Consider the following 22417-nt stretch of genomic DNA (forward strand, 5'->3'; position numbering starts at 1 on the left):
TTTAGACACCTCCTACGTTTAATTATATGTAGGAGGTGTTTTTTTGAAGTTATTATTTAAAGGTATTATTCAACAAGCCATTTTAAAGCAAACGTCTGATATACACTTTATACCGTTTCGAGATGAGGTCGTCATTAAGTTTAGGATAGGAGATGAGTTAGAGGAGTTTGAACGCGTAAAGTTCGATACTTACAATAAGTTGTTAACGTACATGAAATACGAAGCAGGTTTAGATGTATCGACAAAGCATAAAGCTCAAAGTGGGCGTTACGTCTTTAAGCAAGATATCGTATATTTCCTAAGGATTTCTACATTGCCATTAAGTTTGGGGATTGAAAGTTGTGTCATTCGGATTACGCCTCAATACTTTCAAGATGAGAAGCGGTACCACTCACATCAGCCCTTATTAAAGCTCATGCATAAGAAGCAAGGTTTAATTTTATTTAGTGGACCAACAGGCGCTGGTAAAAGTACGCTGATGTATCAAATGGTGAAATATGCCTTAAATCATCTAAACCGCAACATTATTACCATTGAGGATCCAGTCGAACAACTTATAGAAGGTATAACACAAATCTCGGTTAATGATAAGGCAGAAATCGATTATGAAACATCATTCAAAGCGATACTACGTTGTGATCCAGACATCATTTTAATCGGCGAAATCAGAGACCACCATATCGCGAAGAAAGTGATTCAAGCGAGTTTAAGTGGTCACCTAGTGCTATCAACCATTCACGCGAATGATTGCCAAGGCGTTTTATTAAGGTTACTCGAAATGGGTGTTACGAAAGAAGAACTTAAACAAGCGATTAACCAAGTAACGAACCAGCGTTTAATAACTACCAATGATCATGAACGTCAACTGGTTTATGAAGTAATGGATAAGGAAGCCATTCAATATTTCTTAGCACATGAAGTCTTGCCGTCCTCATTTTTGAGCATCCAAGACACGCTCGCTAAATTGAACAAAGAAGGTATTATTTGTGAAGACACGTATAACCGCTATCATTAACTCGATTCAATTTCGACAGTCTTTTAAGCCAGAGGATCAAATTGACTTTTTAAATCGGCTCTCAGAATTATTGAAACACGGCTTTACGTTATACGAATCGGTTGAGTTTTTATTATCGCAATATCATCTAAAACCGAAACATCTTAAGGATGACATCTTAGAGGACCTACGCTCAGGCAAGGAATGTTATTATATTTTGACATTATTGAAATATCCGAAGTCTGTCATTATGCAAATTTTCTTTGCGGAAAAGTATAGTTCCTTAGAGGAGAACCTTGAGACAGCAGCTTTCTTTTTGAAAGAGCAACTCAATATACGAAAGAATTTACTTAAGACGATTCAATATCCGCTTGTATTACTCTTCATCTTTATTTCAATGCTTATCGTAATTAATCAAACCATTATACCTGAATTTCAAACGATGTTCGATACGATGCAAGTTAAACGGTCGCATATCCAAGTTATATTAACCAACATCATCTTTCATTTACCTACAGTACTCATGGGTCTTCTCTTCGTTATATCGTTAAGTGTCGTAATATTTATAACGGTGATGAAGCGGTTGTCGATTGAGAGGCGTTTAATCGTGTATCGACGTATACCCATTATTTCAAAGTATTACCGCATGTTTAAAACGTACTTTATTACCAATGAATTTGCGCTATTTTATAAGAACGGTATTAAGCTTCAGAATATGATTCACATTTATCGCACGCAGGACGAAGATATGTATCTTAAGTACATTTCTAAGGCGTTAAATGAACACATGCATCAAGGTACGGCTTTACCAGATGCCTTAGCTTCTTTAAACCTATTTGAAAATGACTTTATACAGTATATTAGGCAAGGTGAGAAAAGTGGCAAGTTAGACATCGAACTCAAAATGTATAGCACCTTTATTTTAAACAAACTTAAAAAACGCTTTTTATTCCACTTGAAGTGGATACAGCCCTTAGTATTCTGCTTACTAGGATTTTTTATCGTAACCTTATACCTTGTCATCATGTTACCAATGTTTGAAATGATGGCATCGATACAAAATTAATTTGGGAGTGACATCTATGAATCAAAAATTACAACAATTGAAACAAACTTTCCGAAATAATAAAGCTTTTACCTTGCTCGAAATGTTAGTCGTTTTGTTAGTGGTATCTCTACTTTTAATATTGATATTACCGAACATCGCGAAACAAACTGAACATATTCAAGCTACTGGATGTGAAGCACAAACTAAAATGGTAAATAGCCAAATTGAGTCTTACACGCTTAAGCATAATCAAAAACCTACTTCGATTGATCAGCTTGTTAATGATGGCTTTTTAAAAGAGAATCAAAAAACATGTAAAAATGGTGCAACGATTTCAATTGTGAATGGTGAAGCGGTTGCGCGAAAATAAGGCATTCACCTTATTAGAAATGCTATTAGTCTTGATGGTTATTAGCGTTATGCTCACGATTACGCTACACTTACAAGCTTTAATTAACCGAGATCAAGCTTCTGAAAGACAAGTAAAACACTTTGTATCAGAATTAAATTACATTCAAGCAAAAGCAATTGGACAGCAAAAAACGATACATGTGACTTTAAACCCTTATAGAGACTATATAACGTTATATGAGCAAGGGGAGCGAGAACCAAAGCGATTGCCATTACGAGGCGGTAAAATATTACCTTCAAGTAATATAAACGGACTAACATTTACAAAAGATGGTCATTTAAAACAATTTGGTCGAATTGATATTAGATTTGGTGAACAAGATTATGGGTTTATCTTCCATATAGAAAGAGGGCGTTTTAGAATTGTTAAAAAATAACCAAGGGTCATTAGTCATTGAAACTTTGTTAGCGATGTTTGTTCTCTCAACGATTACGTTTATCCTAATTCCAATTTTTAATCAACTCAACCAAAAGCTTGAAGAAATCGAACGTCAAGTTGAAATGAAACAAATGTTATTTACGCATTTAAAACATCACCAATTCGAAACGCAATCTTACAAACTTCATCCTTATAAGATTGAATCTAAAAAAGGTCGTGTATGCGTCATACATGAAGGGTTAAAGTATGAAACGTGTGCAACGAAGTAGTGGATTCACTTATATTGAAATGTTGTTTGCGATGCTCGTGCTGTCACTCGTACTGAGCCTTTTACCTTTAATGATTCGTACGTTAGGACAGTTAGAATTTCAAATCTATAATTCTAACGACGTTCAACTCGAATTTTTTATGAGAGATTTAACAGACGATTTAAAACATGTTAAACGTAATCAGGTTCATGTTCGAAAGGATGCGCTAACTTTTGAAAAGGATGGAGATATCATACGTGTTTTTATAAGAAATCATAAAATCCATAAAACGGTAAATGGTAGAGGGGACATCACGTTACTTTATCAAGTATCAGATCTAGAGTTTATACGTTTACCAAATGATATGATTAGCGTTAAAATACTTAATAAAAGAGGTCAATATGCCTATGAAAAGCTTTTTTATGTGTAACAAAGGATTTATTTTACCCGGCGTACTCATATTATTTAGTTTGTATATGTCAATCGTGGCATATTACATCATTCAATATGAACTTAAATTTAAAACGCTTTATCATTTAGAGCAATATTATGACCATGAAATCAACGTATATATCAAATCAATCAAAAAGGATGAAGCACGAGATGGAACGAAATGAACCAATTATCCTAGTCGGTTTTATGGGGACAGGTAAAACAACTTTAGGCGAGTACCTCGCAGAAAAACTTCAAGCAACGTTTATAGATTTAGATCACTATATTGTAGTTAATGAAAATCGTTCGATTCCCGAAATTTTTGATCAAGACGGCGAGTCTCATTTTAGAAAGCTTGAACATGATTATTTAAAGGATTGTATGCATCAATACGACATCATCGCTACTGGTGGTGGCATTATTGAAAGCGATACATCTCTTAAACTTTTAGAATCATGTCAAAATGTCGTCTGGTTAGATTGCGATATCGATACAATCTACCATCGTGTGAACACTGATTCAAACCGTCCAAACGCTAATGGTAAAACTTTAGACGAATTAAAAAACTTGTATTGTTCAAGGCATTCAAGATATAATGAAATCGCATTCATAAAAGTGAATACGAACCAGGTTATTCATGATTCCTACCAAGAAATTATGAATCAAATTAACGCGAATGATCAATGTTAGAGAGAATGATACAAAAATCATCGCCGAAGGAGCAAGCATTACGCGAATCTCTCAGGCAAAAGGATAACATTGGGACGCATTCCTGAAGGATATTCAACAGGGTGGCAAGTTACTTGTCACTCTTTTTTATTTATCATTTAAAATGGGGGTTTCAATATGTCAAATGAATTAAAACAAACACCACTTTATCAAAGTTTTGTTGATCACGATGCTAAAATCGTGGAATTCGGTGGTTGGGCAATGCCAGTTCAATTCTCTAGCATTAAAGAAGAACACAATGCGGTTAGAGAAAACGTTGGTATGTTCGATGTAAGTCACATGGGAGAAATCTTAATTGAAGGTCCTGAAGCTTCTAAGCTTGTTCAATATTTATTATCTAACGACACTTCTAAGTTAACTACTGAAAAAGCACAATACACAGCTTTATGTAACGAAAAAGGTGGCGTAATTGATGATTTAATCACTTATCAGTTAGATGATAATAAATATTTATTAGTCGTTAACGCTGCTAATACGGATAAAGATTACGAATGGATGGCTAACCATAAAAATGGTTTTGATGCTGAGGTTACGAACGTATCTAAAGACTATGGCCAAATTGCTGTTCAAGGTCCTAAAGCACGTGACCTAGTTGCATCTTTAGTAGACGTTGACGTTTCAGAAATGAAACCGTTTGAATTTAAACAAAATGTCGAAATATTCGGTAAAAAAGTATTACTTTCTCAATCAGGTTACACTGGTGAAGACGGTTTTGAAATCTATACGAAGGCTGAAGATACTTTAGCTGTATGGGAAGGCTTCATTGATAAAGATGTAACATTATGTGGTCTAGGTGCACGTGACACGTTACGTTTAGAAGCTGGTTTACCTTTACATGGTCAAGACTTATCAGAAGATATTACGCCATATGACGGCGGTATCGCATTTGCTTGTAAACCTCTAATTGAAGAGGACTTTATTGGTAAAGACGTACTTAAAGAACAAAAAGAAAATGGTTCACCACGTCGTTCAGTTGGTATTGAATTAGTTGGTAAAGGTATCCCTCGTACTGGCTATGAAGTATACAACGAAGATGGTGAAGAAATCGGTGTTGTAACTTCAGGTACACAATCTCCATCATCAGGCAAATCAATTGGTCTAGCTATGATTAAGAGAGATGAATATGAACTTGGTAAAACAATCATTATTCAAGTTCGTAAGCGTCAAGTAGAAGCTAAAATTGTTAAGAAAAATCATATCAATAAATAAGGGGTGTATATTGTGAGTCATCGTTATATTCCATTAACAGAACAAGACAAAAAAGAAATGCTTGGAACTATTGGTGTTAACTCTATCGATGAGTTATATAGTGACGTTCCTAAAGAAATCTTATTAGATCGCAAATTAAACATTGAAGAGGCAGTACCAGAAACAACACTTTTAAAAAGATTAAATAAAATCGCAAGTAAAAACATTACTAAAGAAACACACACATCTTTCCTAGGTGCTGGTGTTTATGATCATTACACACCTGCAGTTGTAGATGCGATGATTTCAAGATCTGAATTCTATACTGCGTACACACCATACCAACCTGAGATCTCACAAGGTGAACTACAAGCAATTTTCGAATTCCAAACATTAATCTGTGAACTTACAGATATGGATATCGCTAACTCATCTATGTATGATGGTATGACAAGTTTTGCTGAAGCTTGTATTTTAGCTTTTGCTCAAACGAAGAAAAACAAAATCGTAGTATCTAAAGGCTTACATTACCAAGCGCTTCAAGTACTACACACTTATGCAGAAATTAGAGAAGATTTTGAAGTCGTAGAAGTTGATCTTGACGGTACAGTAACGGACTTAGAAAAGTTACAAGACGCTATCGATGACGATACAGCTGCTGTTGCAGTTCAATATCCTAACTTCTATGGTTCTATTGAAGACTTAGAAAAGATCAAGTCATTCATTGAAGATAAAAAAGCATTATTCATTGTATACGCTAACCCATTAGCTCTAGGTTTATTAACACCTCCAGGTAGCTTTGGTGCGGACATTGTTGTTGGTGATACTCAAGTATTTGGTATTCCAGCTCAATTTGGTGGTCCTCACTGTGGTTACTTCGCAACGACTAAAAAGTTAATGCGTAAAGTACCAGGTCGTTTAGTAGGTCAAACGCAAGATGACCATGGTAACCGTGGCTTTGTATTAACATTACAAGCGCGTGAACAACATATCCGTCGTGACAAAGCGACTTCAAATATCTGTTCAAACCAAGCGTTAAACGCGATTGCTTCATCTATCGCGATGTCAGCTCTTGGTAAACAAGGTATTCAAGAAATTGCTGAACGTAACCTTGAAAATGCAAACTATGCAAAACAACAATTTAAAGATAACGGTTTCGAAGTATTAGATGGTATGTCATTTAACGAATTCGTTGTTAAATTCGATAAACCAATTGCTGAAGTTAATAAACAATTACTTGAAGCAGATATTATCGGTGGTTTCGACTTAAGTGCTGCATCTAGCGACTTTGACAATCATATGTTAATTGCAGTTACAGAATTAAGAACTAAAGAAGAGATTGATACATTCGTTAAGAAAGCAGGTGAAGTAAATGGTCAGTAAATCAAGTCCATTAATTTTTGAACGTTCTAAAGTAGGTAGATTCTCTTATTCATTACCAGAAAAAGATATTGAAGGTCAAAAAGCTTCGTCACTTTTAGATGAGAAATTCATCCGTAAAGAAAAAGCAGAATTACCTGAAGTTGCTGAATTAGATTTAGTTCGTCACTATACTGAGCTTTCTAATAAAAACTTCGGTATCGATAACGGTTTCTATCCATTAGGTTCATGTACGATGAAGTACAACCCTAAAATTAATGAAAAAGTTGCACGAATTCCTGGATTTAGTGAATCACATCCTTTACAAGATGTTGAACAAGTTCAAGGTTCTTTAGAAATCGTGTATAACTTACAAGAAGAACTTAAAGAAATCACAGGTATGGACGAAGTAACGTTACAACCTGCAGCTGGTGCTCACGGTGAGTGGACAGCATTAATGATTTTCAAAGCGTATCATAAGAAAAATGGTGAAGGTCACCGTAACGAAGTTATCGTACCTGACTCAGCTCACGGTACTAACCCAGCCTCTGCGGCATTCGCTGGATTTAAATCAGTTACAGTTAAGTCTAACGAACGCGGCGAAGTGGATATTGAGCACTTAAAAGAGCTTGTTAATGAAAACACTGCAGCGATCATGTTAACAAACCCAAATACGCTTGGTATTTTCGAACAAAACATCATGGAAATTGGTAAAATCGTTCACGAAGCAGGCGGCTTATTATACTACGATGGTGCTAACTTAAATGCCATCATGGATAAAGTACGTCCTGGAGACATGGGCTTTGACGCTGTACACTTAAACTTACACAAAACATTCACTGGTCCTCACGGCGGTGGTGGTCCTGGTTCAGGCCCAATCGGCGTTAAGAAAGAATTAAAATCATTTATGCCTAAACCACTTGTAGTTAAAGAGGGCGACAGCTTTAAATATGACAATGATATTGAAAATTCTATCGGACGTGTTAAACCGTTCTACGGTAACTTCGGTATCTATCTTAGAGCATACACGTACATCCGCTCTATGGGTGCTACAGGCTTAAAAGAAGTATCTGAATCAGCTGTATTAAATGCAAACTATATCAAAGCGCGTCTTAAAGAAGAATTCGAAATTCCATTCGATCAATATTGTAAACATGAATTCGTTCTAAGTGGTGTTAAACAAAAAGAACTAGGTGTACGTACATTAGACATGGCTAAACGTCTTTTAGACTTTGGTGTACATCCACCTACAATTTACTTCCCACTTAACGTTCAAGAAGGTATGATGATTGAGCCTACAGAAACTGAATCTAAAGACACTTTAGATTACTTCTGTGACGCTTTAATTCAAATCTCTAATGAAGCTAAAGAAGATCCTGATAAAGTATTAGAGGCACCTCATAATACGATTATCGACCGTTTAGATGAAACACAAGCTGCGCGTAAACCTGTTTTAAAATTTGAAGGTTTAAAAGCTGAAAAAGAATAAATAACATATTAATCGATACACTAAAAAACACCCAAGCCACATAGCAGTGGTTTGGGTGTTTTAATAATTATAATAAAATAAATTGGTGAGATAAGCTTATTTCTTAGACTTAATCTTACCTGTCCATTTTTTATAGCCGCCTTTAAGCATATAAATATCAGTGTAACCTTTTTTCTTAAGGATACGAGCTGCTCTGTAGCTAGCGATACCATTCGCATCAATTAAGTAAATCGGTTGATCTTTACGTAAGCCTTTATAACGTTGACGAAACATCGTCATAGGAATATTTCGAGCACCGTTAATGTGGCCGTAGTCATAATCAACTTTCTCTCTTAAATCAATAACTTGAGATTTACGTAAACCATCACTAAATTCATTTTGGTTTAATTCAGTAACTGATTTTTTATTCATGAAAAATTGATAGACCATATATAGCACAATAATAATTAATATTGCTAGGGCTATAAACCAAAAGTTACTCATCTTGCATCCTCCCTAAAATACCGATATTATAATTATAAGACTGTTCTAGTTAATTTTCAAAACTTTTTCATTGAAAAATTTATGAATTAATATAATGTGAAAAGTTAGAATTTAGTGCAATATACATAGATATATTTAGATAGGAGTTTTATAATTGACTGAAACTTGGAACTTTATTAACACTGGAAGCAACGACCCGTTTTACAATATGGCAGTCGATGAGGCACTGTTAAATTTTGTATCTCGAGGTGAAATAGATCCAGTAGTTAGATTCTACACTTGGGATCCACCTACATTATCAGTAGGGTATTTCCAAAGACTAAAAAAAGAAATCGACATCGATATGGTGCGTGAAAAAGGATATGGTCTCGTACGTCGTCAAACAGGCGGACGCGGGGTATTACATGATAAAGAGTTAACTTACAGTGTGATTGTACCTGAATCGCATGAAAATATGCCAAAGACAGTAACTGAAGCATACCGAGTGATTTCAGAAGGACTGTTAGAAGGATTTAAATCATTAGGATTTGATGCTTATTTTGCTGTCCCTCGTTCAAAAGAAGAACGTGAGAAATTAAAACAACCACGTAGTGCTGTATGTTTTGACGCGCCAAGTTGGTATGAACTTGTAGTAGAAGGTCGTAAAATTGCAGGTAGCGCGCAAACTAGACAAAAGGGCGTTATCTTACAACATGGTTCTATCTTGCAAGAGGTTGACATTGATGACTTATTCGATATGTTCATCTTCAAAAATGATCGCCTTAAAGACAAAATGAAAAAGGCGTTTATCGATAAAGCAGTCGCAATTAACGATATTGCTGATAAACACATTACCTTAGAAGAAATGGAAGAAGCATTTGAAGCTGGCTTTAAAAAAGGTCTTAATATCGAATTCAAGCCTTTAACATTTACAGAAGCCCAAGAAGCAGAAATTAAAGAACTAGAAGCGAAATTTAAGTCTGACGAGTGGAATTACCGTAAATAACGACATCTCACATATTAAAGATTTATTTCAACTTTAAAAGCCCTAGATGATATATGGTCAACTAGGGCTTTCTCTTACTTTCTACGACGTCGTTTGTTCTTTCGCAACGCACGACGATATTTCCGTTGATCTTCGGTTAAGAAGAAGAAATGGTATATAAGATATCCAATACCTACTAAAATTAATAGGGAGATTATCATTCTAATGAAGCTATCCATAAACATATTAAAATTGAGAACAATTCCTATTAAGGCAACGATGACAATAAACCAAAAGAATATTTTTTGACCCATGCTTTCACCTCTATTCTTGTGATGTAGTTTCAGAATCATTACTTTCAGTTTCTTGATTTACATAAGTAATTTCACGTAATTTCTGTCTACCTTTAGTTATTTTCTTATCATCTTTATCACGATAACCATCTTTGATTTCAGTTAATGCTTTATCTAAATTCTTATTTATTGATTTAATTTGTTTGTCATCATCTTTAGATATTTTAGAAACTTCCTCAATGTTAGACTTATAATCATCGTAAGCAGTGCTAGCTTTCTCTTGTAATTCATCTAACTGCTCATTAATTTCATCTTCACCTTTATTTTCCGTAACTTCTTCATCTATCTTGGCATATTCCTCAATAATATGCGTAATATCTTCATAATACTTAGCAGAAGCTTCTAGATAATCAGAATGCTTTTGATTTTGTTTGGCCTGTTTACCGTTCTCCATATCCATTTCAAGACCATGAAGACGTTCCTTTTTATCGGAGATATCTGTCTTAAGTTCTTGAATCTTAAGCTTTGTTTTATGGTTAGATTCTCTTAATTTAGTTGTTTTCTCTTCAATTGGAGCTAAATCTTGGCTCCTGCAAGCAGTTAATAATAACGAACCTGAAATAAGTAGCAACAAACTTTTTTTCATCTCATAATCTTCCTATTCAATTCATTTTTATAAAGTATGTATGCTATCATTTTAATGTATAGCGTTACTTAGTACAAATATTTAAAGGGGATGACGACATGAATAAATTAGAAAATGTGAAAAACATTTTAAAAGAGAAAGATCTAGATGCCTTAATCATATTATCTGATTTCAATAGACGCTATGTTTCAAACTTTACAGGAACGAGCGGTGCGCTGTTAATCACATCTAAAGAATCAATCCTTGTCACTGACTTTAGATATATCGAACAAGCTAATGAACAGGCTAAAGGCTTTGAAATCGTTAAGCAAACGAAGGATTTAATTGCTACCGTTGGCGAGCTAATTGAATCTAAAGGACTTAAAGAAATTGGCTTTGAAGGTCCACATGTACCTTACGATACATATGAGGCTTTAAATGCATTTGATTTTAACTTAACTTCGGTAAATTTTGATATTGATAAAATCAGACAAGTTAAAACTCAAGAAGAAATTGAGATTATTCAACATGTAGCTAAAATCGTGGATGATGCCTATGAATATATTTTAACAGTTGTAAAACCAGGTATGACTGAGAAAGAAGTTAAAGCATACCTAGAAAGTAAAATGCTTCATCTTGGTGCTGATGACACGTCATTCGATACGATTGTAGCTTCAGGCTATCGTGGCGCATTACCACATGGTGTTGCTAGTGATAAAGTAATCGAGAAAGGCGATATGATTACACTCGACTTTGGTGCTTATTATCAAGGCTACGCTTCAGATATTACGCGTACATTTGCGGTCGGCGACCCTGATCCTAAGATGAAAGAAATTTATAACATTGTTTTAAAAGCACAAGAAGAAGCTGTGAAACAAGCGAAAGCAGGCATGGGTTGTAAAGAACTTGATGCTGTAGCGCGTGACATTATTACTGAAGCAGGCTATGGTGATAACTTTGGTCACTCACTAGGTCATGGTATCGGGCTCGATGTACACGAAGCACCAGTACTGTCATTCAAATCTGATGCCACTTTAAAAGTCAATCAATGTGTTACAATTGAACCGGGTATTTATGTAGAAGGTTTAGGTGGCGTACGTATTGAAGATGACATTTTAATCACTGAAGATGGGTGTCAACGCTTTACTAATTCGTCAAAAGAACTTATTATTTTATAATGAAAGCATAATGAGGAGGAAACTGAATGATTTCGGTTAATGATTTTAAAACAGGTTTAACTATTTCTGTAGATAACGGTATTTGGAAAGTTGTAGACTTCCAACACGTTAAACCAGGTAAAGGTTCTGCATTCGTACGTTCTAAGTTACGTAACCTACGTACAGGTGCGATTCAAGAGAAAACATTCCGTGCTGGTGAAAAAGTAGAACCAGCAATGATTGAAAACCGCCGTATGCAATACTTATATGCAGATGGTGAAAACCATGTCTTCATGGATAACGAAACGTTCGATCAAATTGAATTACCTGAAGATTACTTAAAATATGAACTTCAATTCTTAAAAGCGAACATGGAAGTTCAAATTCAATCTTATGAAGGTGAAACAATCGGTATTGAATTACCTAAAACTGTTGAACTTACAGTTACGGATACTGAACCAGGTATCAAAGGCGATACAGCAACTGGTGCTACGAAATCAGCTACAGTTGAAACTGGTTATACGTTAAACGTACCACTTTTCGTTAATGAAGGTGACGCATTAGTTATTAACACTTCTGACGGAAGCTATAGTTCAAGAGCATAATCGTCAAATCATTGCTAAGTTTGAACCATGATTCTCAATTTCTTATACAGCCTGCGTACCTTTAGCACTGTTGAGTTTTTTACTCAATATTAAGCTATTTACGTCGTGCTGACTTAAGAGATTGAGAATTTTTCTATATCAATAGGAAATTATAGCGTAAGCCTACCTATATTTCTGTTCATTGAAACTCATAAAATGTTACTATTACTATGTGTACATATTTATCAATTAAAATGATGTATCATACATGAGTTTAGGGTAAATGTATATGCGTGATTTACTTGAATTGATAAAATCTGTAAAGTAAAATAACAGGATAGACGAAATCTAACTGAAGGAGTCAGTCGAAATGAGTTTTAAAGAGATTAAAGAATTAATAGAGATATTAGACAATTCTAACTTAACCGAAATTAATGTTGAAAGTAAGGGGAATAATGTAACACTTAAGAAGGAAAAAGAAGTTATCCGTGAAAGTGTTCAAGCTCAACCAGTACATAACCAACCTGCTCAACCACAAGCACCAGTCAATACGTCTGACCAATCAAACCAAGGTTCTAACGATCAAGAAGACGATGGTACGCAAAAAATTACTGCACCAATGGTTGGTACATTCTATAAAGCACCATCACCAGATGAACCTGCATATGTTCAAGTTGGAGATAAAGTATCTAACGAATCCACTGTTTGTATTTTAGAAGCTATGAAATTATTTAACGAAATTCAAGCCGAAGTATCAGGCGAGATTGTTGAAATTCTAGTAGAAGACGGACAAATGGTAGAGTATGGCCAACCGTTATTTAAGGTGAAATAATGATGAAGAAAATTCTAATTGCTAACCGTGGGGAGATTGCAGTTCGAATTATTCGAGCATGCCATGAACTAGGGATACAAACAGTAGCGATTTATTCTGAAGGCGATAAAGACGCTTTACATACTCAAATAGCAGATGAAGCATACTGTGTAGGTCCAACGCAATCTAAAGATTCATATTTAAATATTCCAAACATACTCTCAATCGCAACAGCAACTGGATGTGACGGGGTACATCCAGGTTATGGTTTCTTAGCGGAAAATGGGGATTTCGCTGAACTATGTGAAGCTTGCCAATTAAAATTTATTGGACCAAACTATAGCTCAATACAAAAAATGGGAATCAAAGACGTTGCTAAAGAAGAAATGAAACGTGCTGAAGTTCCTGTAGTTCCAGGTAGTGAAGGCTTAGTTGATTCCATTTCGGAAGCTAAGAAGACAGCTAAACGTATCGGTTACCCAGTTATCATTAAAGCAACAGCAGGTGGTGGCGGTAAAGGTATCCGTGTAGCTCGCGACGTTAAAGAGCTTGAAAACGGTTATAAGATGACTCAACAAGAAGCTGAGACAGCTTTCGGTAATGGCGGTTTATATCTTGAGAAATTTATAGAAAACTTTAGACACGTTGAAATTCAAATTATTGGTGATGAATATGGTAACGTTATTCACTTAGGGGAACGTGACTGTACGATCCAACGCCGTATGCAAAAGCTCGTTGAAGAAGCACCATCACCGATCATATCTGAAGATAAGCGTAAAGAAATGGGCGATGCGGCAGTACGTGCTGCTAAAGCCGTGAATTATGTCAATGCAGGTACAATTGAATTTATCTATGATTTAGATACGAATGACTTCTATTTCATGGAAATGAATACGCGTATCCAAGTTGAGCATCCTGTAACTGAAATGGTTACTGGAGTCGACTTAGTTAAACTACAAATCAAAGTAGCTATGGGCGAACGATTACCATACACGCAAGATGACATTCAGATTAATGGTCACGCGATGGAATTTCGTATTAATGCAGAGAACCCATATCAAAACTTCATGCCATCACCTGGTAAAATTGAGCAATACTTAACACCTGGTGGTATGGGCGTACGTATCGAATCTGCTTGCTATACAAACTATATGATTCCACCTTACTACGATTCTATGGTGGCCAAATTAATCGTGCATCAACCAACGCGTGATGAAGCGATTCAAACAGGTATTCGTGCATTAAGCGAATTTGTCGTGCTTGGTATTGATACGACAATTCCATTCCATTTACGTTTATTAAATCATGATGTTTTCCGAAAAGGATTCTTTTCAACGAAATTCTTGGAAATTCATGATATTATGAATGGAGAATAATAGTTAATAAAGGAGGCAAAAACCATGGTTCAAGCTATTGCCAAAGAACACCCGAATTTAGGTAATGTAGAAATCGCACCAGAGGTTATTTCCGTCATCGCAAGCATTGCTGCATCAGAGGTTGAAGGCGTGCATGGATTGTTCTCTGATTTTAAAGATATAACATTAGAGCGATTCGGTAAGAGAAATCCAAGCAAAGGTATCAAAGTAGAAACGAAAGATAACGAAATTTATATTGATGTGTATTGTTCATTTAAATATGGCACACGCATTTCTGAGACTGCTCACAAAGTTCAAAATGCTATTCATAATTCAATAAAAACGATGACTGCGATTACACCTAAACAAGTCAATATTCATATTTCTCACATCGAAGTGTCTCATAATAAAAAAGTGCGCTAGTAGAAATTTACAGAAATGAAGGAGCATAATATGAGTAGAACACAAGCAAGAGCTCAAGCTTTTCAAACTTTATTCCAATTAGAGATGAAAGATACCGAACTTTCAATTGATGAAGCGATTTCATTTATTAAAGATGATTATCCAGATTTAGACTTCGACTTCATTCACTGGCTTGTATCAGGCGTTAAAGATCATGAATCTGTTCTTGATAATAAGATTCAACCCTATTTAAAGGACTGGACGATTTCTCGTCTTTTAAAATCTGATCGCATCATTCTACGTATCGCTACTTATGAAATCGGTTATAGTGATACGCCTGATAAAGTTATCATTAATGAAGCCATCGAACTTGCCAAGCAATATAGTGACGAAGGTCACTACAAATTTGTGAACGGCGTATTAAGTAATATTATTAAAAATGATTGAGTGATTTTATGTCAAAATATCTAAGTGTTTCAGCACTCACGAAATACATTAAATATAAATTTGATCAAGACCCGCATCTTCAAACGGTGCTTATTAAAGGTGAAATCTCCAACTTTAAAAAGCACTTTAGCGGTCACCTTTACTTTGCTTTAAAAGACAAAGGAAGCGTAATCAGCGCGATGATGTTTAAAGGAAATGCTTCAAAATTAAACTTTGAACCTAAAGAAGGTGACGAAGTTTTAATTGAAGCACGTGTTTCTGTTTATGAGGCACGAGGAAGTTATCAAATTTATGTTAATAAAATGCAATTAGATGGTATTGGTAACTTATACCAACGACTTGAAGAACTTAAGAAGAAGTTACACAAAGCAGGCTATTTTGATCAATCTCTTAAAAAGCCCATTCCAAAATACCCTCAAAAAATTGCAGTATTAACAGCGAGCACGGGTGCTGCGATTCGAGATATTCACTCTACGATTAATAAGCGCTATCCACTTGTGGAACAAGTTCAAATCAATACCTTAGTACAAGGTAAACAAGCGAAACAGGATATTATTCAAAACATTCAAAAGGCTGATGCATTAGGTGTAGACACGATCATTATCGGTCGTGGTGGCGGTTCTATAGAAGATTTATGGAACTTTAATGAAGAAGAAGTTGTTCAAGCAATATATGAATGCCAAACGCCAATTATTTCAGCGGTTGGTCACGAGACTGACTTCACGCTTAGTGACTTTGTAGCTGATGTTAGAGCTGCCACACCTACGCAAGCAGCTGTAATCGCGACTCCTGATAAGTATGAGTTACTTCAACAACTAAAACAAACGAAGTTAACACTTACAAGGTCAATGCAACAACTTTTAAAACATCATTCCAAACATTTATCTCATCTATCATCTTATTATAAGTTCAAACAACCTACATTACTTTATGATCAACAACTTCAAAGGAAAGATGATCTTGAAAAGCAACTTATACAAACAATGATGTTGAGAATTCAAAACACGACCTATCAATTAAGCTTGTATAATCAACGTTTTAATCTCAAACAATTAAATGAACGTGTGACTCATCTAAATGAGACAAAAGCTAAGTTAAGTTCTAGGCTTCAACAAACAATGAAATCAACCTTAAAGCATCATCAAAATGCCTATGTAAATAAACTAGAACGACTTAACAATCTCAGTCCTACTAACACGATGCTACGTGGTTATACCATCGTGAATAAAGACGATAAAGTTGTGACGAGCACACAAGCTTTAAAAGAAAATGATGAAATTGAACTTACTATGAAGGATGGCAACGTCGATGCAATCGTAAAGAAAGTTAGGTGTAAAAATGAGTAAGAAGCAAAACTTTGAAGACATGATGCAAGAACTTGAAAACATTGTTCAAAAGCTTGATAACGAAACAGTTTCCCTAGAAGAGTCGTTAGAACTCTATCAACGCGGCATGGAATTATCAACGAAATGTGATCAAACGCTTAAAAATGCTGAAGAAAAAGTGAACGAAATGATTAAAGAAGAAGAGGATAATAATCATGATAACGCCACACATGAAGCAAACAATTGATGATATAAATAACGTCATCGAACAATCGATTGAAACTTCAGAACTGAATACGAACCTAGAAGAAAGCATGCGCTATTCACTTCAAGCAGGCGGGAAACGTATTCGCCCCTTACTCATGTTACTTACCATTGATATGATTGATCCTAACGCCGTACAAAATGGTTATCAAACCGCTATAGCGCTAGAGATGATTCATACGTACTCACTGATTCATGACGATTTACCCGCTATGGACAACGATGACTATAGACGTGGTAAATTAACGAATCATAAAGTTTATGGTGAATGGAAAGCCATTCTAGCCGGAGATGCGCTTTTAACAAAAGCATTCGAAATCATCACGAAAGATGAGAAGCTAGAACCAACGATTCAGGTTCAATTAATCAAAGACCTAGCTATCGCAAGTGGACATATGGGCATGATTGGTGGTCAAACGATTGATATGGAGAGTGAAGATAAGACAATCTCACTATCGCAACTTGAAACCATTCATCGCTATAAAACTGGTGCTTTACTTAAATACGCTGTTTTAGCAGGTGCACACATTGCGAAAGTAGATGGGAAATACCTTAATGCATTAGATACATTCGGCGATGCACTTGGGATGATTTTCCAAATTAAAGATGATTTACTTGATATATATGGTGACGAAGCCGAAATCGGTAAACCGACAGGAAGCGACGTTGCGAACAATAAAAATACATATGTTTCATTATTAGGCGAGAAAGAGACAAACGCACGTCTACATGCATATGTCGATCAAGCTCACAACGCTTTAAACGAATTAGAAAATGAATTTGATACATCAGAGCTCCAAGAAATCACAAAATTAATGTATCAACGCACGAAATAAATAGTCATTACACTTTACGTTTACATTAATTGGGTATTATGATTAACTTAAATGATTAAACGTAACTTGCATATGAATTATTTCAACTTAAATTAAGGGTGATATATGTGGATATAGAAAAAATACAGGATCCATCATTCTTAAAAAGTCTTAATGACGAGGAACTGATTCAACTTAGCGAAGAAATCAGAACATTTCTCATCAAAAAATGTTCGATCACTGGTGGACATATTGGTGCTAACTTAGGTGTTGTTGAATTAACACTTGCATTACACAAGTATTTTGATAGTCCTACTGACAAGATACTTTTCGATGTGGGGCATCAATCATATATTCATAAAATATTGACTGGCCGTGGTGAACAATTTGATACATTACGACAATATAAAGGATTATGTGGATTCCCTAAATTAAAAGAGTCTGAACATGACGTGTGGGAAGCAGGTCACAGTTCAACATCTTTATCAGCAGCACATGGTATGGCGAAAGCACGTGATATAAGAGGCGAAGACCATCACGTTGTTCCAATTATTGGTGACGGTGCTTTAACAGGTGGTATGGCACTTGAAGCTTTAAATAATATTGGCCATGATAAAACGAATATCAATATCATTTTAAATGATAACGAAATGAGTATTGCCCCGAACGTTGGCGCAATGCATAATATGTTAGGCCGTATTCGCATGAATCAAGGCTATAATCGTCTAAAAGTAGATGCGGAAACTGTACTAAGCAAGTTACCAGGTGGCAGTCGATTACGTGAATCAGCTGATCGTTTAAAAGATAGCTTGAAATACCTCGTGGTAGACGGTGCCTTTTTTGAAGAGTTAGGTATTCGTTACATCGGACCAGTCGATGGACATAATTTCCACGAACTTAGAGAGTCAATTGAGACAGCTAAATCAATCGATAAACCAGTCATTATTCATGTTGTAACGAAAAAGGGTAAAGGTTATAAGCCAGCTGAACTCGATACAATCGGTACTTGGCATGGTCTTGGACCTTATAAACTTGAAACTGGTGAACAGATTAAAGGTACTAGCGCTGGTCCTTCATGGAGTCAGTTTATGAGCGATGAAATACTTCATTATGCAAAATCAGACAAACGTGTCGTAGCGATCACACCTGCAATGCCAGTAGGTTCTAAGTTAACGAAATTCCAAAATGAATTACCAGAGCAATTCTTTGATGTTGGTATCGCAGAACAACATGCCGTTACGATGGCTGCAGGTATGGCTGTAGACGGTATGAAACCGTACGTAGCGATTTATTCAACATTCTTACAACGTGCTTTTGACCAAGTGTTACACGATGTGGATCGTCAAAACTTAAACGTTATCTTTGGTGTTGACCGTGCTGGATTAGTTGGTGCAGACGGTGAAACACACCAAGGTGTCTTTGACATTGGTTTCTTAAGTCAGTGTCCTAATATGACAATTATGATGCCTAAAGATGAGAATGAGGCACAACATCTCGTTCATACTGCCATGAAATATGAAAAAGGCCCAGTCGCAATCCGTTATCCAAGAGGTAATGGTTTAGGTGTGCCACTCGACACAACGAAACAAGAACTACCTATTGGTAAATGGGAAGTTATCCATGAAGGTAGCGATGTTGCACTTATTAGCTATGGACCAAGCGTTTCAATGATTGAGAAGGCGCAAGAGCTGCTTGAAGATTATGGTATCAAAGCGTCAGTAATTAATGCACGCTTTATCAAGCCAATGGATGAATCTCTACTAATGACGTTAGGTCGTAAGCAAACACCAATGATTATTGTTGAAGAAGCAATGTTAACGGGTGGACTAGGTAGTCAAATTCAATCATTTCTTATGGATAATCAATTTCTTAATCAAACTAAACGCTTTGGTATTAATAATGAGTATATCGAACACGGTGACGTTTCAGAAATCCTTCGTGACATCGGTTTAACTGCCGAAAACATTGTGAAAGCAACAACTGAAATGCTTTCAACACACAATCTTAAACAATCTCTTTAATACACATCGAATGCTTTTTTACTTCCTTGAAAAGTACTTTAGCATTCTTAGATGGACTTAAGACATTTAAACGAGTAAAGCTTTTATGCTTATTCATTCAATTTCTAAATCGCGATTGTAATAGGTCGAGACCTAGAATGAACGCCATATCGAAATTGACTTACATGTCTTAAGTCCTTTTTTTGATTTTAATGTATTGAATTTCCTTTCATCGTGTATTAAAGTCACAAAACCGGCTTAATCGCTCGTAATAAGAAACGTAGTTATCTATTAAATCGCTGACTTTCAAATGCGTCATAATCATGCATTTATTCAATTTATACATAAACGAAAAATCAAAACATTCGTGAATACCCTTACATTACATGGTTATTAGTAGTTGTAAAAATTTGCTTGTGATAAAATGAATGTATAAATATTCAAAATAAGAGGTGTTCGTCGTGGCCAAGAAATCGGTTAGACACATTAAAATCAGAGAAATTATCACAAATGAACAAATTGAAACTCAAGAAGAGTTAGTCAAAAGACTGAACGATTTTGAATTAAATGTCACTCAAGCGACAGTTTCTCGTGACATTAAAGAGTTACAACTTATTAAAGTGCCAGCACCAACCGGCCATTATGTCTATAGTTTGCCTAACGACCGCAAGTATCACCCTTTAGAAAAACTAGGTCGTTATTTAATGGATTCGTTCGTTAATATAGAAGGTACTGACAATCTTTTAGTACTTAAAACGTTACCAGGTAATGCGCAATCAATCGGTGCGATACTCGATCAAATCGATTGGGACGAAGTACTTGGTACCATTTGTGGTGATGATACATGTTTACTTATTTGCAGAAACAAAGATGCAGCTAAGGAAATTAAAGACAGAATCTTTAATATGCTATAGGATGTGAGAATATGCTACAAACATTATCAATACGCCAGTTTGCGATTATAGACGAACTGGAAGTTCATTTTGGCGATGGCTTAACGGTACTTAGTGGTGAAACGGGTGCGGGTAAGTCCATCATCATCGACGCGATTGGTCAATTAATAGGGGTACGCGCGTCACATGATTTTGTACGTCATGGTGCTAAGAAAGCGACTATTGAAGGTATCTTTGATATCGATAATGCGAAAGATGCTATCGCTATTTTAAAGGATATGGACATCGATGTAGACGAAGATTTCTTACTCGTGAAACGTGAAATCTTTAGTTCGGGTAAAAGTATATGCCGAATTAATAATCAAACTGTGACGCTTCAATCTTTGCGAAAGGTCATGCAGGAATTATTAGATATCCATGGCCAGCACGAGACGCAGTCTCTTTTGAAGCAGAAATATCATCTCACGCTATTAGATCAGTATGCTGAAGGTCAATATGATAAGGAGCTCAAACAGTATCATAAGACGTATGAAGCATATGTGAGTAAAAAGAAAGAGCTTGAGAATTTAGAGTCTGCTGACCAAGCGTTGTTACAACGTTTAGACTTAATGAAGTTTCAGTTCGATGAATTAAAAGAGGCCCATCTTAAAGAAGGAGAAATTGAAGACCTTGAGGCTGAAATAAAGCGGATACAAAACTCTGAACAATTGAGTCACGCGCTTAATAATGCGCACGTGGTGCTTACAGATGAGAATGCGATCCCTGATCGTTTATACGAACTATCAACGGAACTTCAAAATATCAACGAAATCATCCCTGATCAGTATCAAGAGCTCAAAGATCAAGTCGACCAGTTTTATTATCTGCTCGGAGATGCCAAACATCAGATTTATGATGAAATGAGTAATACAGAATTTGATGAGCAATATTTAAATGAATTAGAGTCACGTATGAACTTGCTTAATAACTTAAAGCGTAAGTACGGCAAGGACATTAAGTCGTTACTGCTTTATCAAGAAACGATCGCGGATGAGATTCATAAAATTGAGAACTATGAAGAAAGTTCAGCGGAACTACGTAAAGAGATAGAAGAATTGTACGATAAGGTCATTAAATACGGTGAGCAACTATCCAAGAAACGCCGTAAAGTAGCCCAAGAGTTACGCGACCATATTGTAGATGAAATCCAAAATCTACAAATGAAGGATGCAAACCTTGAAATTTTCTTCAAAAAGTTAGATTCACCATCTCATGACGGCTTAGAATTTATTGAGTTCCTAATTAGTCCGAATAAAGGAGAACCGTTAAAGAGCCTGAATAAAGTCGCATCAGGCGGGGAATTATCTCGTATTATGCTCGCGTTGAAAAGTATTTTTGTTAAATCTCGTGGTCAAACGGCTATATTATTTGATGAGGTGGATTCTGGCGTATCCGGTCAAGCCGCTCAAAAGATGGCTGTTAAGATGAAAGACATTGCAAAGCATATCCAGGTCATCTGTATTTCGCACTTACCACAAGTAGCAGCTATGAGTGACCATCACTTATTTATTTCAAAGGTTGAAAAAGATGACCGTACGACAACATCCGTTCAAGAGCTAGAAGGTGACAACCGAATTGATGAAGTCGCACGAATGATCTCAGGTGCACAAGTTACATCGATTACACGCGAGAACGCGAAAGAAATGATTGAACAAAATAGTCGCTAAGGAGCTGAACTAAATC

At 35.8% G+C, this 22417-nt stretch carries 27 protein-coding genes and 1 riboswitch; of the genes, 24 read left to right on the top strand and 3 right to left on the bottom strand.

What is annotated here, in order from left to right; translation table 11 throughout:
• Window positions 1-43: 43 nt before the first annotated feature.
• From comGA to gcvPB, 11 genes are all read left to right on the top strand, one after another.
• Complete coding sequence (comGA, locus tag A33S_RS0101920; protein ID WP_009382538.1) at window positions 44-1015, top strand: competence type IV pilus ATPase ComGA; 972 nt, start codon at window positions 44-46, stop codon at window positions 1013-1015.
• The gene (comGB, locus tag A33S_RS0101925; protein ID WP_017176497.1) at window positions 987-2060 is read left to right on the top strand and encodes a competence type IV pilus assembly protein ComGB; all 1074 of its coding nucleotides are present in this window, start codon (window positions 987-989) and stop codon (window positions 2058-2060) included. The genes comGA and comGB overlap by 29 nt, the downstream gene beginning before the upstream one ends.
• Before the next feature lie 16 nt (window positions 2061-2076).
• Complete coding sequence (gene comGC / locus A33S_RS0101930; protein WP_009382536.1) at window positions 2077-2412, top strand: competence type IV pilus major pilin ComGC; 336 nt, start codon at window positions 2077-2079, stop codon at window positions 2410-2412.
• The gene (gene comGD, locus A33S_RS0101935) at window positions 2390-2830 is read left to right on the top strand and encodes a competence type IV pilus minor pilin ComGD (RefSeq protein WP_238093926.1); all 441 of its coding nucleotides are present in this window, start codon (window positions 2390-2392) and stop codon (window positions 2828-2830) included. Before comGC ends, comGD begins: the two co-directional genes overlap by 23 nt.
• Window positions 2817-3101: a competence type IV pilus minor pilin ComGE gene (comGE, locus tag A33S_RS0101940; RefSeq protein ID WP_009382533.1), complete on the top strand. Its 285-nt coding sequence runs from the start codon at window positions 2817-2819 to the stop codon at window positions 3099-3101. The genes comGD and comGE overlap by 14 nt, the downstream gene beginning before the upstream one ends.
• Window positions 3079-3510: a competence type IV pilus minor pilin ComGF gene (gene comGF, locus A33S_RS0101945; protein WP_009382531.1), complete on the top strand. Its 432-nt coding sequence runs from the start codon at window positions 3079-3081 to the stop codon at window positions 3508-3510. Before comGE ends, comGF begins: the two co-directional genes overlap by 23 nt.
• Window positions 3488-3697 carry a hypothetical protein gene (locus tag A33S_RS0101950; protein WP_009382530.1) on the top strand — a complete coding sequence of 70 codons (210 nt, stop codon included), beginning with the start codon at window positions 3488-3490 and terminating at the stop codon, window positions 3695-3697. The genes comGF and A33S_RS0101950 overlap by 23 nt, the downstream gene beginning before the upstream one ends.
• Window positions 3684-4202: a shikimate kinase gene (locus A33S_RS0101955; protein ID WP_009382529.1), complete on the top strand. Its 519-nt coding sequence runs from the start codon at window positions 3684-3686 to the stop codon at window positions 4200-4202. Before A33S_RS0101950 ends, A33S_RS0101955 begins: the two co-directional genes overlap by 14 nt.
• Window positions 4189-4279: riboswitch (glycine riboswitch) on the top strand. It overlaps the preceding gene by 14 nt.
• Window positions 4280-4358: 79 nt before the next feature.
• On the top strand, window positions 4359-5450 hold the full coding sequence (gene gcvT, locus A33S_RS0101960) for a glycine cleavage system aminomethyltransferase GcvT (RefSeq protein WP_009382528.1): 1092 nt from the start codon (window positions 4359-4361) through the stop codon (window positions 5448-5450).
• Window positions 5451-5462: 12 nt separating this feature from the next.
• Window positions 5463-6812 carry an aminomethyl-transferring glycine dehydrogenase subunit GcvPA gene (gene gcvPA, locus A33S_RS0101965; protein ID WP_009382527.1) on the top strand — a complete coding sequence of 450 codons (1350 nt, stop codon included), beginning with the start codon at window positions 5463-5465 and terminating at the stop codon, window positions 6810-6812.
• Window positions 6802-8277, top strand: coding sequence for an aminomethyl-transferring glycine dehydrogenase subunit GcvPB (gene gcvPB, locus A33S_RS0101970; protein WP_009382526.1), 1476 nt, complete (start codon window positions 6802-6804; stop codon window positions 8275-8277). The genes gcvPA and gcvPB overlap by 11 nt, the downstream gene beginning before the upstream one ends.
• A 96-nt stretch (window positions 8278-8373) precedes the next feature.
• Here gcvPB and A33S_RS0101975 read toward each other — a convergent pair whose 3' ends face one another.
• Window positions 8374-8760: a rhodanese-like domain-containing protein gene (locus tag A33S_RS0101975; RefSeq protein ID WP_009382525.1), complete on the bottom strand. Its 387-nt coding sequence runs from the start codon at window positions 8758-8760 to the stop codon at window positions 8374-8376.
• A 154-nt stretch (window positions 8761-8914) separates the two neighbouring features.
• On the opposite strand from A33S_RS0101975, the gene A33S_RS0101980 reads away from it, so the two are divergent.
• Window positions 8915-9745, top strand: a complete 831-nt coding sequence (locus A33S_RS0101980; protein WP_009382523.1) for a lipoate--protein ligase family protein — start codon at window positions 8915-8917, stop codon at window positions 9743-9745.
• 74 nt (window positions 9746-9819) lie between these two features.
• Here the strand turns inward: A33S_RS0101980 and A33S_RS12475 are convergent, their stop codons facing one another.
• Both A33S_RS12475 and A33S_RS0101990 read right to left on the bottom strand, forming a co-directional pair.
• Window positions 9820-10038, bottom strand: a complete 219-nt coding sequence (locus A33S_RS12475; protein WP_026048946.1) for an SA1362 family protein — start codon at window positions 10036-10038, stop codon at window positions 9820-9822.
• A 10-nt stretch (window positions 10039-10048) separates the two neighbouring features.
• Window positions 10049-10663 (bottom strand): hypothetical protein, encoded by a 615-nt coding sequence (locus tag A33S_RS0101990; protein WP_009382521.1) that lies wholly within the window; start codon window positions 10661-10663, stop codon window positions 10049-10051.
• 98 nt (window positions 10664-10761) lie between these two features.
• Here A33S_RS0101990 and A33S_RS0101995 point away from each other — a divergent pair, with 98 nt between their 5' ends.
• The 12 genes from A33S_RS0101995 (at window position 10762) to recN (ending at window position 22401) form a co-directional block, all read left to right on the top strand.
• Window positions 10762-11820 (top strand): M24 family metallopeptidase, encoded by a 1059-nt coding sequence (locus A33S_RS0101995; RefSeq protein WP_009382519.1) that lies wholly within the window; start codon window positions 10762-10764, stop codon window positions 11818-11820.
• A gap of 26 nt (window positions 11821-11846) precedes the next feature.
• Window positions 11847-12404, top strand: coding sequence for an elongation factor P (gene efp / locus A33S_RS0102000; RefSeq protein ID WP_009382517.1), 558 nt, complete (start codon window positions 11847-11849; stop codon window positions 12402-12404).
• 349 nt (window positions 12405-12753) lie between these two features.
• Window positions 12754-13215, top strand: coding sequence for an acetyl-CoA carboxylase biotin carboxyl carrier protein (gene accB / locus A33S_RS0102005; RefSeq protein ID WP_009382516.1), 462 nt, complete (start codon window positions 12754-12756; stop codon window positions 13213-13215).
• A gap of 2 nt (window positions 13216-13217) precedes the next feature.
• On the top strand, window positions 13218-14570 hold the full coding sequence (accC, locus tag A33S_RS0102010; protein WP_026048947.1) for an acetyl-CoA carboxylase biotin carboxylase subunit: 1353 nt from the start codon (window positions 13218-13220) through the stop codon (window positions 14568-14570).
• A 24-nt stretch (window positions 14571-14594) separates the two neighbouring features.
• Entirely contained in the window at window positions 14595-14972 is a 378-nt protein-coding gene (locus A33S_RS0102015) for an Asp23/Gls24 family envelope stress response protein (RefSeq protein WP_009382514.1), read from the top strand.
• 30 nt (window positions 14973-15002) lie between these two features.
• Entirely contained in the window at window positions 15003-15398 is a 396-nt protein-coding gene (nusB, locus tag A33S_RS0102020) for a transcription antitermination factor NusB (RefSeq protein WP_009382512.1), read from the top strand.
• 8 nt (window positions 15399-15406) lie between these two features.
• Window positions 15407-16744 (top strand): exodeoxyribonuclease VII large subunit, encoded by a 1338-nt coding sequence (gene xseA / locus A33S_RS0102025; RefSeq protein ID WP_009382511.1) that lies wholly within the window; start codon window positions 15407-15409, stop codon window positions 16742-16744.
• Window positions 16737-16970, top strand: coding sequence for an exodeoxyribonuclease VII small subunit (locus A33S_RS0102030; RefSeq protein WP_009382510.1), 234 nt, complete (start codon window positions 16737-16739; stop codon window positions 16968-16970). Before xseA ends, A33S_RS0102030 begins: the two co-directional genes overlap by 8 nt.
• On the top strand, window positions 16939-17823 hold the full coding sequence (locus tag A33S_RS0102035) for a polyprenyl synthetase family protein (protein ID WP_009382509.1): 885 nt from the start codon (window positions 16939-16941) through the stop codon (window positions 17821-17823). The genes A33S_RS0102030 and A33S_RS0102035 overlap by 32 nt, the downstream gene beginning before the upstream one ends.
• Before the next feature lie 107 nt (window positions 17824-17930).
• Window positions 17931-19823, top strand: coding sequence for a 1-deoxy-D-xylulose-5-phosphate synthase (gene dxs, locus A33S_RS0102040; RefSeq protein ID WP_009382508.1), 1893 nt, complete (start codon window positions 17931-17933; stop codon window positions 19821-19823).
• A gap of 440 nt (window positions 19824-20263) precedes the next feature.
• Window positions 20264-20716 (top strand): transcriptional regulator AhrC/ArgR, encoded by a 453-nt coding sequence (gene ahrC, locus A33S_RS0102045; protein ID WP_009382507.1) that lies wholly within the window; start codon window positions 20264-20266, stop codon window positions 20714-20716.
• Window positions 20717-20727: 11 nt separating this feature from the next.
• Window positions 20728-22401 carry a DNA repair protein RecN gene (gene recN, locus A33S_RS0102050; protein ID WP_009382505.1) on the top strand — a complete coding sequence of 558 codons (1674 nt, stop codon included), beginning with the start codon at window positions 20728-20730 and terminating at the stop codon, window positions 22399-22401.
• Window positions 22402-22417 lie beyond the last annotated feature (16 nt).

It is taken from the genome of Staphylococcus massiliensis CCUG 55927, from assembly GCF_000298075.1.
GTDB classification, from domain to species: domain Bacteria; phylum Bacillota; class Bacilli; order Staphylococcales; family Staphylococcaceae; genus Staphylococcus; species Staphylococcus massiliensis.